We start from the raw sequence: 15,682 nt of genomic DNA on the forward strand, positions 1-15,682 counted from the left end.
ACAAATGAGAATACTAGCTTTAATATTACTTACATGTTTTTTGCTTAAATCCTGTGGGACCCCAGAAAAGGGCAAGCAGGTCAACATTACCATAGAGAACAATAAAGAAGGTGCACCAATAACCCTTGGAATTCCTTTTCCAAAAGGTACACTCCATTCGGTGGACCATCTACGTCTGTTGACATCCCGAGGTACTGAGATTCCTTGTCAAACCACAGAAGTGAGCAATTGGGGGCCAACCGACGAAAGTGTTAAATGGGTATGGGTTTTCTTTTTCTCCGAAAAAGACTCAGAATACATATTGGAATATGGTGATTCTGTAATACCCATACTTCCCAAAGAAAAGATTGTTTCCATGAACAACATGCGGCCCCAAGGTGGGATAGAGGTGAATACAGGGCCTTTGTCCTTCTCCATACATAAAAAAGGGAATGGTTTTTTGGATGAAGTGTTTTTGGATTCCAACAAAGATGGAAAGTTTGATAAGGAGGAGCTCATTGTTTCTTCACCAGGAAAAAATAGGGGTTCTTTTCTCGATCTTTTGGATGATGCCGGAATAGATACTTCGAAAGCGGTGATAAATGAGGTGTTCAGGGAGAAAGGATCTGGCCCGATGCACAGTATATTCCGGATAGAAGGAACCTATACCTATAGCAGATCGGATAACAATCTGTCCCCTTTTACCATTTGGTTGCACGCCTATGCGGGAAAAAGCTACATAAAAGTTTTGCATACCATGACCTATACAGGAATCCCGGACAAACATAAACCACAAGAAGGGGAACATGCCAATATTGCCACACAAAATAAGATAATCGTAACGGAGAACACTGAGAACGATATGGGTTGGACTCAGCCCAATGATCAAATTGCAGCCTGTGGGCTTCAGCTTAAATACCATCTGGATAATGAAGTAAATGTTTCAATGCCTCTATATGAAGGAAGCTGGAAAGAAGACAAAGCCAATACTTTTCTGGAGGAAATCGCTGCCAATGGGGAATCCCCAGTTCAACTTTTACAACAAGGCCCGGCAAGGAGAAAGAGCACCAGTTTAAGAAGTTTGTACCTCAACGGTTTCAAAAAGGAGGACGATGGGAACAATCCCGATACGGCTTTGGAATTTAGGGCCACTGTTTCAGAAGGGGAAGAAAGTAAAGCAATAGTGGAAAGGGCTAAAGGATGGCTCAACGTTACCGACGGAAAACGAGGAGTAGGCGTTGGGATTAAAAACTTTATGAAGGAATATCCCAAAGGGATTGAGGTCGATCCTGCCAATGGAACTCTTTTGGGCAGTGTTTGGCCCAAGGAAAACGGTCCCATGAACTTTGCTAGACATAATACCGAACCGGATGGGGGCATGTTGGGCAATTTTGCCCAAGGGATTACCAAGACCACAGAGTTTGTCTATTACTTCCACAACAACGATGCTATGGATAAAGTAGGGAAAAAGATGGATTATATCATCGAAAACCCAGTGGCGCATGCCACACCTGAGTGGTATACCCAATCCAAGGCATACGGTAATATGGCCCCTTTTTCATCCAAGCATCCGGAATTTGAGAACGCCCTGCAATATAAATACCAATGGTGGGCCTATAACCAAAAGCATGAGCCGTGGTATGGGATTTTCAACTATGGGGATGGGAAAAGTTACTACTTTAATGGAAAATGGGTACAATGGACCAATAATGAACCCACAGTGGACTTCATGCTCTGGACCAACTTTATGCGGACAGGAGACTCCAAATATTATAATTTGGCCCAAGCCATGAGTAGGCATACCATGGATGTGGACAATGTGCATTGGCCCAAAAAAAGAACCTATTATGGGGAGATAAATGATGCCATAGACTTCTGGAACTATGAGGATGAACCCAAGTCCACCCCCTATTTGGGCATAGGAAGAAGGCATGCCAATGAACACTGGTATGCTCTTTTGAGTGCCCATGTATGGATACAAGGTTGGATTGCATCATATTACCTTTCTGCCGACCATAGGGCCCTCGAAGTGGCCAGAATGACTGGGGATACTTATATCAACAGAATATGGGGGGAGCATGATCTAAGGGGAAGAAGGTTATATCTATCCGTTTTAAACCTTGTTGAACTGTACGATGCCACCAAGCTCCAAAAGTATAAGGACGAACTGGACGATAGGGTCAAGTTAATGTTGGAATTCCAGGAACGTCAGGGAGGAAACCTACTCTTGGATAGATATGGGTATAGTCAGACCTATGTTGCCCAAGGACTTTATAAGTACCAACAGATAACCGGTGATGAAACCGTGAGACAAGCTCTTTTGAAACATGCTCGCTGGGTCAGGGATGTGCCTCCCTTGAACCATGAGATGGAATCATATTTGGCGACCATATATCCATTGTTGATAGGATATGAGTTCAGTGGGGAAAAAGTGTATCTGAATGAAGCTCTTGAGAGAGCCAAAGTACTAATGATCGGAGAACTGCCCAAAGAACCAGCGTCCTATGAAAATGCGGAAGCTTTTAGCGAAGATCTGGTCAAGATTTCCTATTTGCCAAAAAGTAAAAAGAGCTTTACCAATTGGGAAACCAATCAAGGACTTCGCGTATTTGGATGGACCCATGCCTATAACATTCCTTACCTGTTGTACTGGATGGACAAGGAACATATGAATTAAATCTTGTAATCTTTGCGAAAAGAGGCGGTTCGATCATAGATCAACGCCTCTTTTTTATATAACCATACCAAATCAATTCAAAAAACATGTCATATAAACGTATGGGCCTTTTACTTGGTCCGATTCTGTTTCTTCTCATTCATTTCTTTTTTAGCGGGGAGGGTCTCTCCTCCCAAGGAAGGGATATCTTGGCCGTTACCTTATGGATAGGTGTTTGGTGGATTTTGGAGGTGCTTCCGATAGCTGCCACGGCGCTGCTTCCCATTGTTTTGTTTCCCATGTTGGGGGCACTGGGCCTAGAGGAAACCACAGCTAACTATGGCCATAAATATGTTTTCTTGTACATGGGTGGGTTTATGTTGGCAATGGCCATAGAAAAATGGAACCTGCACAAGAGAATCGCATTGCATATCATAAGGGCCATTGGTACCAATATGTATACCATTGTATTAGGATTTATGGTGGCTACTGCGTTTCTTTCCATGTGGATATCGAACACGGCCACTGCAGTGATGGTAATGCCGATGGCCATATCCATTGTAAAACAGTTAAAGGACAATCCACGGACCGCCAAGGACGAAAATGCTGTTTTTGGCAAGTTGCTGATGCTTTCCATCGCATATTCGGCATCCATTGGAGGGATAGCAACATTGATAGGTACCCCACCCAATCTGGTTTTCGCCGGTTTTGTACAGAAGGCCTATGGGTTGGATATCAGTTTTTGGCAATGGATGAAGTTTGGACTTCCGATATCGATTCTACTGTTGATTTTGGCATGGCTATACCTTACGCGGATTGCCTACCCGTTGCGGCAAGGAAGATTTCCTGGGGGAAGGGAAGAGATCCATAGGCTTATACAGGAACTGGGACCTATGAAAAGGGAAGAAAAGATTGTTATGGCCGTTTTTGTTCTTACCGCACTCTGTTGGATAACACGGTCGTTCTTATTACAAAAGATTGTTCCTGGGATAGATGATACCATAATAGCCATTGGAGCGGCACTTGTTTTGTTCATTTTGCCTGCTGGAAAGGGTAGGAAGATGATAAAATGGGAAGAAGCTGTTCAGATTCCTTGGGGGATAATTCTGTTGTTTGGTGGAGGAATGGCCATCGCTAGTGGTTTTGAGACTAGTGGGTTGGCAATTTATCTGGGTTCACAAATGACATTCTTTGATGGATTACCCTTGCTTACGTTGATATTATTGGTCATAACCTGCATAAATTTTTTGACGGAAGTCACCTCGAATTTGGCCACTACGGCCATGATGTTGCCTGTTTTGGCACCATTGGCGGTGACCTTGGATGTTGATCCGTTCGTGTTGATGGTTGCCTGTACCACTGCCGCTTCCTGTGCTTTTATGCTTCCAGTGGCAACGCCCCCAAATGCGGTGGTCTTTGGATCGGGCTACCTTAGAATCCCCGATATGGTACGTACTGGTTTTTTAATGAATTTAATTTCCATTCTTGTGTTGGCCATTGCGGTGTATTTCCTATTGCCTCTATTTTTGAAAATATAAGGGATGGTGGAGGAATGTATGTTCACATCAAAGAGAAATTTCTAGTAACATATTGAGTGGTTTGTTAAAAACCTATACCAATAATATCTTGTGACTAATTAATATCAAGGCGGATCATCGAATAATCTTTTTAATCAATATGTCAAGTTTTTTGCGCATAAAACTTGACATGTAATTTATTTGGATATCTTTGCATTGTAATGACAATTGCGAAAAAAATAGCGGATAAAATAGCGGAACTCCCGAAGGACAGTACTTTTGGTTATGCCGATTTACCTATTCGGTCAGAAGAATATGTAACCGCTGCAAAGGCCTTGGAACGACTACAAAAAAAAGGAATTATAAGAAAATTGTCCAAAGGCATTTTTTACAAACCCAATGTAACGGTTTTTGGAGAACTAAAGCCAAGGGAAGAGGATATTCTAAGACCATATTTATACGAAGATGGTAAGCGAATAGCCTATATAACCGGAACCTCTTTGTACAATCAGTTGAACCTGACTACCCAAATACCGTCACTATACAAAATAGCAAGTGCCGAAAAGCGCATATATATTAATAGAGGCGGCATCAAAGCAAAGCCCGTAAAGAGCTACGCACCCGTTACTGATAAAAATTATAGGATGTTGGGTTTTTTGGATGCCATGAAAGACCTTAATAGCATTCCGGATGTTGATAAAAAATCCGCTATTCTTATTTTTTTAAGACGTTTAGGGAAAATGACACCCAAAGAATTGGATGTACTCATCAAGTATGCTCTCTTGTACCCACCACGGGTAAGGGCTTTGTTGGGAGCACTATTAGAACAACTTGATGTGGCAATCGATATAAAAGAATTGAAAAACTCACTTAATCCACTTACTATCTATAGATATAATTTGCGTGATACCACATTGACAACACAACCAAATTGGAATATCGTATGAATCTGCACACTAATAGTGAACTCTTTGCTGAGGCGATAAGGGCAACTGCCCAACGTATGGATATTCTAGAAATTTACGTGGAAAAGGATTATTGGATATGCTATGCCCTAAAGCTCATTTATGAAAGTGCAAACAAAGATGAGGCCATATTTAAGGGGGGTACAGCTTTGTCAAAGTGTTTTAAATACATTGACCGTTTTAGTGAAGATATTGATTTGGTAGTATTGCGCAGGGAAGAAGAGACGGGGAGCCAATTAAAGAACAAGCTTAAAAGAATAACCAAGGAAATAGTAGAACCATTCGAGGAGGTGGATATTGATGGAATCACCAATAAAATGGGAATGATAAGAAAGATTGCCTATAACTATCCCAAAATCTTTGAGGGCGATTTTGGACAAGTAAGGGATACTATCATTGTTGAAGCTACGTGGTTAGGTCACTTTGAACCATATATTAAGAAGGTCGTCAATACGTATATCTATGAAATGATGGTTGACTCAAACCAAACCAAACTAGCAGAGACTTATGGATTATTACCCTTTGAAGTACTTGTGTTGGATGTCAAAAGAACACTTTGCGAAAAAATAATGAGTTTGGTCCGGTTTTCCCATACTAAAAACCCAATTGAGGATTTGAACAACAAAATTAGGCATGTATACGATATTCATCAATTATTAAAGGATGAAACGGTTCTAGGATTTTTCAATTCGGGTGCATTTGATAAAATGCTCCTAAGGGTAGCCCATGATGATACGCAAAGTTTTAAGAACAACAATGATTGGTTAAAGTACCACCCAAAACAAGCATTGATTTTCAAAGAACCTGAAAAAACATGGAACCAACTTAAAGATACCTATCGCAATGAGTTTGAGTATTTGGTTTATGGAAAATTGCCAAAAGAGGAAAGCATTTTGGAAATAATTCTGTCCATATCAAATAGACTCACAAAAATAAAATGGGAGAATGTATAATGTAGATCAAATAGTAGACCAAAACAAGGACACGAAATGCAAATCTTTAATCTACTTATCTCTACCTACCCACTATCCAGCAGAGGAAATCACTTCTGCCGTTGAATCGGTTGGATATCATTTTACCAAGAAATAAAAGGAATGTCCAGAAGAATAGATTAAATGGTTCAAATAGGATTGGGGGTTACCTTGATCCTATTCGGATTGTATAAGTTTTTTGGATTTCTGCCTCACGACCGTGTGATGACCGAGGAGTCCATTGCTGTTTACAAAGGACTATTGGCCAATAAATTTATAATGCCAACAGTGGGTGTGGTGGAACTGTTACCAGTTATACTTTTGGTCGTTGGTAGATGGATAATTGTTGCATTGTTAGCTATGATTCCTATTGCTTTTGGAATCATGGGTTTTCACTTTGCGGTGGATATACAGGGCATTTTTTGGGGAATTTTGATAGCTTTTGGGCTTGTTTACCTTCTTTCAATGCATTTTTCTAACGTTGGATACCTAATCAAGGAAGTGGATACCATTGGTTGAATATCGTGATTTTCCATAAACCGCAACCAATAATTGAATTTATTGGTTTTTGAAAATTCCTTTACTATAATATGTAAAGTTCAATTTTTTGTTTGTAATCGCCCCAAGGTGTCTTTGGCTTTTAAATTAAAGGGATATCAATCAGGAATATAAAGGGTAAGCGATATTTGAGGAAGAACGTTTCAATCTTTCATGGGTAAATTCCCTTACCTTGAAGGTGTATAGGATACGTAAAGTCAATGGTCTCAAAAATCATCAGTATGCGTTTTACCAAGTAGGGTTTGGTTCTCTGGGTGGTCAATATCCCGCAGCGGTATCGTCCCCTCGTTTGTCCGCCCCGCCCTCAAGTCTGCCGTCTTCCAGCACTCGGATGGCGTCTACCTTTCCTATGATCCGGGTCCTGCCCTCATTGATTTGGTAGCCTTTTGCCTTTAGGGTTTCAATGGTTTCCAAAGGAAAGCCTTCGGGTTCGAACACGACTACATCGGGCATCCATTGGTGGTGGAACCGCGGAGCGTTCACGGCATCCTGCATGCTGAGATTGAACTCGTGGACATTGAGTATGGTCTGGGCCACGGCCGTGATGATCGTGGAACCTCCAGGGGTGCCGACGACCATGTAAAGCTCGCCGTCCCTTTCCACTACGGTCGGTGACATACTGCTCAACATTCGTTTCTCGGGTGCAATACTGTTGGCCTCGGAGCCAGGAAGACCGAACATATTGGGAACACCGGGCTTGGTACTGAAATCATCCATTTCATTGTTCAGGAAAAATCCCAAGGCATCAATATAAAGTTTGGAACCGTATCCACCGTTCAGGGTCGTGGTCGCACTGATGGCATTGCCCTCCGCATCGATAATGGAGTAGTGGGTGGTCTCGCTGCTTTCCACAATTTCCACCGTTCCATGGCCTACTTCCGAGGACAAGGTGGCCCTATCAAAAGTAAAATCGGCCATTCTGCACTTTAAGTAGTCAACGTCCATGAGCCCCTTATAGGGAATGTCCACGAAATCGGGATCACCAAGGTAATGGTTCCGATCCGCATAGGCTCTTCTGGAAGCTTCGGTGAACAATTGGATGGCCCTTGTCGAATTGTGGCCATAGCTAGCTATTTCATAGGGTGCTATCATGGTAAAGATCTGATCCATGGTCATACCACCACTGCTGGGGGGACCCATTGAGATGATCTTGATGTCCTTGTAGTCAAATACAATGGGCGATCTCCACTTGGCCTCATACCTAGCGAGATCCTCCTCCGTGATCACACCTCCCTTTGCCTGTACATAGGCCGCTATTTTTTGGGCTACCTCCCCTTTGTAGAACCCATCACGTCCCTCGTTCATGATCTTTTCCAAGGTGGTGGCCAATGCCGGGTATTTGATGGTATCACCAGCTTTGTACACGGTCGCGAACTTGGTGCTGTCACTATTAGCTTCAATGAATCGTTTTCGGGTACCTTCTAATCTTTTGGCCTGTTTTTCGGTCACCACGACCCCTTTTCTCGCCAAGGCAATGATGGGTTCCATGATTTTGTTGAGGGGCAGTTTTCCGAATTTCTTGTGGACTTCCAGAACCCCGGCCACGGTACCTGGGACACCTACGGCGGTTCCCCCAGATGTGCTCAGCCCAGGTATGACATTGCCCAGGGAGTCGAGATACATGTCCCTATGGGCGGCCAATGGAGCCTTTTCCCTGTAATCGATACTTCCCACTTCACCATTACTCTTGCGATAGACCATAAATCCCCCGCCCCCGAGGTTTCCCGCAAAAGGGTAGGCCACCGCTAGGGAAAGTTCGGTGGCTACCATGGCATCGAAAACATTCCCGCCTTTTTTCATGATTTCAACGCCTATCTCCGAAGCTTCCCTACGTGCAGAGACGACCATGGCATTTTCCGTGACCAAACCTGTCGGTTCGGCAGGTAACTCACGGGTACATTGGGTAAATAGTAGTAAGGGAAGAAAATATAGCATTCTTTTCATGGGTTTATTTTTAAGGTACTTAATGTTGCTTTTCTGGATTCCGGGTTTTGCTCTTTTGTCCGGGTCAGGGAATGTCCTTGATACGCTCCAACATGATCTCCATAAGTGCTTCGGCGCCCTTCTCCGCCTTTTCCTTTAAAAAATCCCTTGGGGTATTGTCCCCGACCTCAAAGACCAAGGCCTCGGCACCATGTTTTACGAAGAAATAGTTCCTTGATACCGTGGTAGGGACCAAATCCCCATTAGGCTTGATATTGGGATCATATCCCTCGATGCGCTTCTTTAGGCCATCCAGCCAGGTGGAGACCAAATTGGGCATGTTTCCATGGAGTTCCGGATCCACGGTATAGTAAATATCATCCCAAGTGGAATGGAAATCTATGCCGAAATAGAACTTCCCTTGGGTCTTCTCGACCATCCCTTCCATGAAATCCTTGACCGCAGAGGTTTCCGGTTGGTTAAAATTGGCCCAATCCCGGTTGAGGTCTATTCCACCGGTATTATGTCTCCAAAACCCATTGTCGACCCCGTCAGGGTTCATCAAGGGGACCACATAGATGGTAAATTCCTTTCGGAACTTTTTGGCCAATTTGGTATTCGAGGAAAGGGTCTCCACAAAGGATTTCATAGTCAGGTACCCTGTTACCTCAGGGGGATGCTGTCTGGAAATGATCATAATCATATTTTTGGAGTCCGTATCGCCAATGCTGAGCAAATTGAGGTTCCGGCCCTCACGGCTCTTTCCAATGGTGTTCTTGGTCACGAACTTTTTCTGGGAAATACTGTCCATCCAGGCATTTACCCGGGCCGAATTTTCCAATTCTTGTCCAGCGACCCAGAGTGTATCCGGGCCCACTTCCAATCGCATTTTGACCTTTTCAGGCAAGGAGCCGGGGCCAAAGGCCTTTTCTCCCTTACCAATCTCAACATAACGAAGGGAATCCAATGCGGTCCAGTGCACTCCGTCATGGCTGAGCTTTGGATAGTACCTGTGTTTGTTGTCCGCTTGATAGGTCAGCCATACATCAATGGTCATAGGACGCTTTCCCCAAACCTTGAACGCATACCACGGACTGGTATTGATCGGAGTGTTCTCCGAAGTGATCAATAGGGTATAGGTACTGTCATTGTTCTGGACCAAGCCGTTCAACCGGGCACCGTCGAACTCATTGGAGAAGGTTATACCTTGATCCGGAAAGGCAAACTGTCCCTTCCATTGCTTTTGGACCGGTTTGGAATCCGTTGGTACGGCATTCACAGGGGGTTGGCCCTGGAACCGTTGTTCTTGGCCAAATAGGTTCGCTATGGCCAACAGGCTTAGGAGTACAAAGATTTTTTTCATAATAGGATTTTTAAGCTAGTTGTTTTTGCAGTTCAATTTTCTTGAAATAGGATGCGTTGGCCGCATTGATGCGCGGTGCCAATAAAATCGCCGAAACCATGGTGGGGATGGACATTAGGGCAAAGCTGATATCGATGATGCCCACGACACCGGCCAAGGAGGAAACCGAGCCAAGGAATATGCCCGCGATATACAGGTAGTTATAGATGTTCCGATATTTGGCTCCAAACAGGAATACCACACATTTCGATCCATAATAGGAATAGGTGAACAAAGAGGTCAATGCGAATATGGCCACGATAAAGATCAACAACGGGGCACCTATTACAGGCATGGCAGAAACGAAAGCTTCCAAAGTAATGGACACACCACTGAGGTCCGAACGCTGCCAACTTCCCGTGACCAAGATGGCAATGGCGGTCAAGGTACATACCACTATGGTGTCGATAAAGGGCCCCAACATCGCTACCAGTCCTTCCTTGATCGGTTCGGTGTTCTTTGAGGCACCATGTGCCAAGGGAGCGGTGCCGATACCTGCCTCATTCGAAAAGGCGGCCCTTCGTACCCCCATAATGATGATGGCACCCAGACTTCCCCCCAACACCGCATCGCCGGTCATGGCATCCCTAAATACGTCCATTAGGACCGGAATGATCCTACCATGGTTGACCACCAAAATATAGCTAACAGATAAAAAATACAAAGTGACCATAAAAGGGACCAGTCGACTGGCCAGGTTTGCTATGCGCCTGATTCCCCCAAATATGACCAGACCCACCAAAAAGCAGATTACGATCGCCACCATTGAAAGGGTCAGGTCCTTGGATGGTCCCATAAACGAGAGGGGCATCACTTCCACGACGACCTGGGTCAACTGGTTTGCCGTAAAAATGGGAAGTGAGCCAAAGATCCCTGCCATTGAAAAGAAAATGGCCAGGGGTTTCCATGGTTTGCCTAGACCATTGACGATGACATACATGGGCCCCCCTTGAGATTCCCCCGAATCATCGGTACCCCTGTACATGACGGAAAGGGAACAGGTATAATATTTGGTCGCCATCCCGATCAAGGCACTGATCCACATCCAGAAAAGGGCACCAGGCCCACCCATCGTAATGGCAAGGGCCACCCCTGAAATATTGCCCATGCCCAAGGTGGAGGACAAGGCTGTGGTCAATGCCTTGAAAGCACTGATCTGTCCAACATTCGAGGCCGTCTCGTACTTTCCCCTGATGACCTGAAGGGCATGCCAGAAATGCTTGAACGGCAATAACCTGGAATACACCAAAAGATATATTCCGCCACCCACCAACAGCAATAATAGGGGAAATCCCCAAATCCAGTCACTGATTCCGGTTATCGTTGCTTCAATTTTTCCCATCTATCTATTCGTTCTGGCCTAATTTGGAGGAATAGCGTTTGTAGTCCAATTGTTGTGGTCCTTCCAAATCGATCTGCTTGCCGCCAATAAATGCCAAGGTCAACGCATTGGTCTGTATATCGAGTGCATCCCCCTTGGACACAAATAGACTGGCTGTCTTGCCCATGGCAATGGACCCCAGCTTATCGTCAATTCCCAGAATTTTTGCGGGATGCAAAGTAATGGTTTTCAGGGCTTCCTCCTTTTTCATCCCAAATGCCACCGATGTTCCCGCATAAAAGGGCAGATTGATGGAGTTGGACAACGATCCCACATGGTACATGGATACCTCGATGCCCATCCGTTGCAATTTTGTTGGCAAACCATAAAAGGCATCATAGTCCATATCATCGTTTCTGGGGAGGTTGTAGGTAGGCGGTACAATCACCGGAACTTGGTTTTCCTTGAGAAAATCGACAACTTCCAGGGAACCCTCAGAGGCCACCAAGGAGATTTGGTCAATGCCAAAGGACTTGGCAAAGGTGATGCTCTGTATGATTTCCTTGGGTTCATTCGCATGGATGACAAGTACCCTTTCTTTTTGGAACAGATTCGTTAAGGCCTCCAACTTCAAATTGGTTTGGGCAGTGGGCATTTGTTCGTATTGCTTGGCATCGGAGAACAATTTTTCCAGTTCACCGGTAATCTTTTCGTAAGAAGTATTGGGGCGGAGCATCCTGCTGTTCGTCTCGGCATCATAATAACTCGATAGGGCAGAGGGCCAATCGAGGTGTATGGCCGCAGCCCTTTTGAATACGGCTTCCTCCCAGTTCCAGCCATCCAAGGACATTACCGATGAGGTGCCTGGAATGACACCTCTTGATCGAATCGATTCAATGTAAAGAACCCCATTGAACCGCAAAGGTGGAAGAAAAGTTGATGTCATATCAAAGGCGTAGACTGTTTGTAGGTTGGGAAGATAATCCCCTTCCTCCAAGGTATCATTGGTATGCGGAACGCCACTGATTTCGTTGATACCGATAATGGAATTCAAAAGGATAAAACCCGGATATACCTGTTGTCCGGTTATGTCTATGATCTTATAATCGATCCCATTGGCGTCCAGATCAGAGGCTTTGCCCAAGAAGGTAATGGTCCCCTTGTCAAATCCGACCGCGGTGTCCTCCAGTACCCGGCCATCTCCGGTATGGACGGTCCCCCCAACCAAAAGGATGGGAGTTTCCTGCTCCTTGGCAACCATCGGAAGAATCTGGGCATCCAATCCTTCCAAAAGGCTCGAAAGGATCAGTATCATGGTCAATATCGTATACAATGTCTTGTTTTTCATGTTCTTGATTATTTAGTACTGCATCTCCAAGGACTCACAATGGAATTCCAACCGTTCCAAGGATATTCTGGTTGATACGTTCTCGGTGCCTTCCAACCCTTCCATTTTTTTGAGGAGTCTGGCACGCTCTTTTGAATTCTCCCTGCGCAACTGCGCATCCTTGGCCAGATCAAAATAAATGGCCCCTTCAATGATGGTCTTTTCAGGTTTGGAATAAAGCGACAGTGGATCTCCTGTCCAAAGGACAACATCCGCGGATTTACCGACTTTGATACTTCCCATGGTATCGTCCAGGTGCAAGAGCCTTGCCGGGTTCAAGGTGACCATTTTAAGGGCTTCCTCTGGTGTGAGCCCCCCATATCTGACCATCTTTGCTGCCTCATGGTTCAAGTGTCGCATTGTTTCACCGCTATCGGAGTTCAATGCAGTGACCACACCTTCACGGTCCATGATGGGGGCATTGTACGGGGTCCCGTTCCTAGCCTCCCATTTATAGTTCCAACGATCGGAAAATGTGCTGCCCCCGACCCCGTGTTCCTTCATTCGGTCCGCGATCCGATAGCCCTCCAATGCATGGGTGAACGTGTTCAGGGCAAAACCAAACCGCTCCGCGACCTCCATCAACATCAACATTTCCTTATCCTGGTAGGAGTGGGCCGTAATGAACCGTTTTTTCTCCAAGATTTCCAACATGGTCTCATGAAGAATGTTTTTACGGGGTTCCACTGCGGTCCTTTTTTCCTTTGTGCCCAAGCTTCTATAGGCATCCCATTCCTTTTTGTAATCCAAGGCCTCAGTGAAGGCATTGGTATAAAATTGTTCCACGCCCATCAAGGACCTTGGAAATCGTATGGATACGTTGTTTTTTGAACGTTTCACGTTCTCTCCAAGGGCAAATTTTATGAAGGGGTCAGCGCCCTGGATCAACAATCCCTTGGCATCCTCCCCCCATTTGAATTTTACTAGGGCGGACTGGCCCCCAATGGGATCCGAAGATCCATGTAGGAGCTGCGCCGCAACGACGCCCCCGGCCAAAGCCCTATAAATGCCCGGGTCATCGGGGTCGATCACGTCCTGCATCCGGACCATTCCCGAATTTGGTGCCATTTCATTGATACCGCCCAAGGCAATATGGGAATGCTCATCAATGATTCCAGGGGTCAGGTGCTTGCCCGTACCGTCCAATACCAAGGCATCCTTGGCACTGAGATCGGTCCCGATCTTGGCAATCTTGCCATTTTCAAGAAGCACGTCCGTGTCCATGAGGATTCCTTCATCTTCGTTCGTCCAAACGGTGACATCGGTGATTAAAATGGATCGGGATGCAATCTTTTCCGGACTGCCAAAGGCCAAGAATGGATAGAATACCTCACCCAAGTCGACAGGACCCTTATCCTGTATCTTTTGAGCTCCCAAGGTGCCCCTTCCTTTTTCTTTCATCCGGGCGGTCCAAGGTTGGTCCTCCCCAAAGTTCAGGGTGCCAGTACCGTTAAGCACGGTCATTCCCTTTTCTTGTTTGGTCCAACCTTTCAGATTGTATTGGCTTCCCTTGACCGTGAATTTAAGGACAGGAAGATCCCCGTCCATTTTAAATTCCACCTTTTCCTTTGATCCATCGGTCAATGTCAATTCGGCTTGGTACTTAGGGCCTTTTCCGATAATGGACAATACGGCCTTTAAGCCACCTACGGATAAATCGTATTCCCCAAGGATGGATTCGGAAATGGGTTCGTTTACCACATAGGGTTTCCCTTCGATCCAGTTGTCCATAATTTGAGTGCCCGGTTCAAAAAGATCACCGTCCGTAACGATGAAGTTGGCCATTTTACCGGCTTCCAAAGTGCCCATATCCTGGTCAACGCCCAACCATTTGGCCGGAACGGTGGTCAAAGAGGAGAGTGCAGCCGTTTTGCTCAGGCCATACGCCACTGATTTTCTCAGATTTTTCAAGAAGTCAGGAAGATTTTCAGGTGGAAAGGAGGTGATGGCAAAGGGTATGCTGTTCTTTTCCAAAGATGCCGGGTTTGTAGGGGCCAGTTCCCAATGCTTAAGATCGGCCAAGGTGATTTTCTTGGTGATGTAGGGGTCACTCACATCATAGGCCTTGGGAAAGTCGATCGGAATGATCATCGGAGCTTTCATGTCCTTCACTTCCATAATCCGTTGATATTCGTCTCCGCCTCCCTTTATAATGAACTCGAACCCGAATTCATCCGCTATTTTATCGGCTCTTAAGGCGGTCAACCAACCATCGGCCTCCATGATTTTGGGCAGGTTCCCATTGACCAGCATGGCATCCAACGACAGGTCCGAAAAAGGGCTGTCGGTTTGTGCCCCATACCACTTGGCATCGTAAAAGGTCTGACGCAAAAGGGCAATGGTCCCCATAGCGGAAATGGGATAGTCCTGGGTCGAGGTGCCCTTGTCAAAAGAGTAATGGTCGGCCACCTTGGAATTGATGACCAAATTGTTTTCCGTATCCTCGCCTAGGGCTACTAGGGCAGCGGTTCCCCGTGCAATTCCATCCCTTCTGATGGACGCTACGGCACCAAATCCTTGGGCCCTCCATTTGGAGGCAAGCTTTTTGTCCACGGTAAAGTTTTCGGAACTGTTGTATTGCGATTTTATGGCCTCGTTGGCATTGTAGGGTCCCTTGGTATTGGACTGTATCTGTTCCCTACTGAGAACAGGGTTCCTGAATGGGGGACGTTTTACCTCGGGTTGCCCATATTCCCCAAACATGTCTATAAAAGAGGGATAGATATAACGTCCGCTGAGATCGATTTCCAGATAGCCGTTGGGTACCTGGTTCCCCGCTTGTACCGAAACGACCTTACCGTCTTGGATGACCAACATCGCATTCTCCAAAACTTGCGTTGGGGCTGTGACGATGGTCGCATGGGTGAGGGCCACCCTGTCCGGGCGCGCATCGAGGACATCGTTTTTGGGAAAGGTCTCCTGTGCGAAGGAACTCCCCATGGATAGCATGATACCTAACAAAAAGAGGTATCCAAAGGTTTTTTTTATCTTCATTGTTGGTGA

10 protein-coding genes are annotated in these 15,682 nt (G+C 45.5%); 5 read left to right on the forward strand and 5 right to left on the reverse strand.

What is annotated here, in order from left to right; all coding sequences use genetic code 11:
• The first annotated feature begins 40 nt into the window (after nucleotides 1-40).
• The 5 genes from D2V05_RS08580 to D2V05_RS08600 all read left to right on the forward strand — a co-directional run bounded on the left by D2V05_RS08580 (nucleotide 41) and on the right by D2V05_RS08600 (nucleotide 6,607).
• Complete coding sequence (locus tag D2V05_RS08580) at nucleotides 41-2,656, forward strand: exo-rhamnogalacturonan lyase family protein (RefSeq protein ID WP_225604829.1); 2,616 nt, start codon at nucleotides 41-43, stop codon at nucleotides 2,654-2,656.
• A 101-nt stretch (nucleotides 2,657-2,757) separates the two neighbouring features.
• Nucleotides 2,758-4,173, forward strand: a complete 1,416-nt coding sequence (locus D2V05_RS08585; protein ID WP_235855418.1) for an SLC13 family permease — start codon at nucleotides 2,758-2,760, stop codon at nucleotides 4,171-4,173.
• A gap of 200 nt (nucleotides 4,174-4,373) precedes the next feature.
• A complete protein-coding gene (locus D2V05_RS08590; protein ID WP_036383530.1) occupies nucleotides 4,374-5,099 on the forward strand; it encodes a DUF6088 family protein in 726 nt (241 codons plus the stop codon).
• A complete protein-coding gene (locus tag D2V05_RS08595) occupies nucleotides 5,096-6,070 on the forward strand; it encodes a nucleotidyl transferase AbiEii/AbiGii toxin family protein (RefSeq protein WP_036383532.1) in 975 nt (324 codons plus the stop codon). The genes D2V05_RS08590 and D2V05_RS08595 overlap by 4 nt, the downstream gene beginning before the upstream one ends.
• Nucleotides 6,071-6,313: 243 nt before the next feature.
• On the forward strand, nucleotides 6,314-6,607 hold the full coding sequence (locus D2V05_RS08600) for a hypothetical protein (protein ID WP_036383534.1): 294 nt from the start codon (nucleotides 6,314-6,316) through the stop codon (nucleotides 6,605-6,607).
• Nucleotides 6,608-6,904: 297 nt separating this feature from the next.
• Here the strand turns inward: D2V05_RS08600 and ggt are convergent, their stop codons facing one another.
• The 5 genes from ggt to D2V05_RS08625 form a co-directional block, all read right to left on the reverse strand.
• Complete coding sequence (gene ggt, locus D2V05_RS08605; RefSeq protein ID WP_119647236.1) at nucleotides 6,905-8,590, reverse strand: gamma-glutamyltransferase; 1,686 nt, start codon at nucleotides 8,588-8,590, stop codon at nucleotides 6,905-6,907.
• A gap of 64 nt (nucleotides 8,591-8,654) precedes the next feature.
• Entirely contained in the window at nucleotides 8,655-9,932 is a 1,278-nt protein-coding gene (locus D2V05_RS08610; protein WP_119647237.1) for a M14 family metallopeptidase, read from the reverse strand.
• Between the two features lie 10 nt (nucleotides 9,933-9,942).
• A complete protein-coding gene (locus D2V05_RS08615; protein ID WP_119647238.1) occupies nucleotides 9,943-11,313 on the reverse strand; it encodes an alanine/glycine:cation symporter family protein in 1,371 nt (456 codons plus the stop codon).
• Nucleotides 11,314-11,317: 4 nt separating this feature from the next.
• Nucleotides 11,318-12,640: an amidohydrolase family protein gene (locus D2V05_RS08620; protein ID WP_119647239.1), complete on the reverse strand. Its 1,323-nt coding sequence runs from the start codon at nucleotides 12,638-12,640 to the stop codon at nucleotides 11,318-11,320.
• Nucleotides 12,641-12,652: 12 nt separating this feature from the next.
• Nucleotides 12,653-15,673, reverse strand: a complete 3,021-nt coding sequence (locus D2V05_RS08625; RefSeq protein ID WP_119647240.1) for an amidohydrolase family protein — start codon at nucleotides 15,671-15,673, stop codon at nucleotides 12,653-12,655.
• Nucleotides 15,674-15,682 lie beyond the last annotated feature (9 nt).

The organism is Flagellimonas pelagia, from assembly GCF_003584135.1.
GTDB classification, from domain to species: domain Bacteria; phylum Bacteroidota; class Bacteroidia; order Flavobacteriales; family Flavobacteriaceae; genus Flagellimonas; species Flagellimonas pelagia.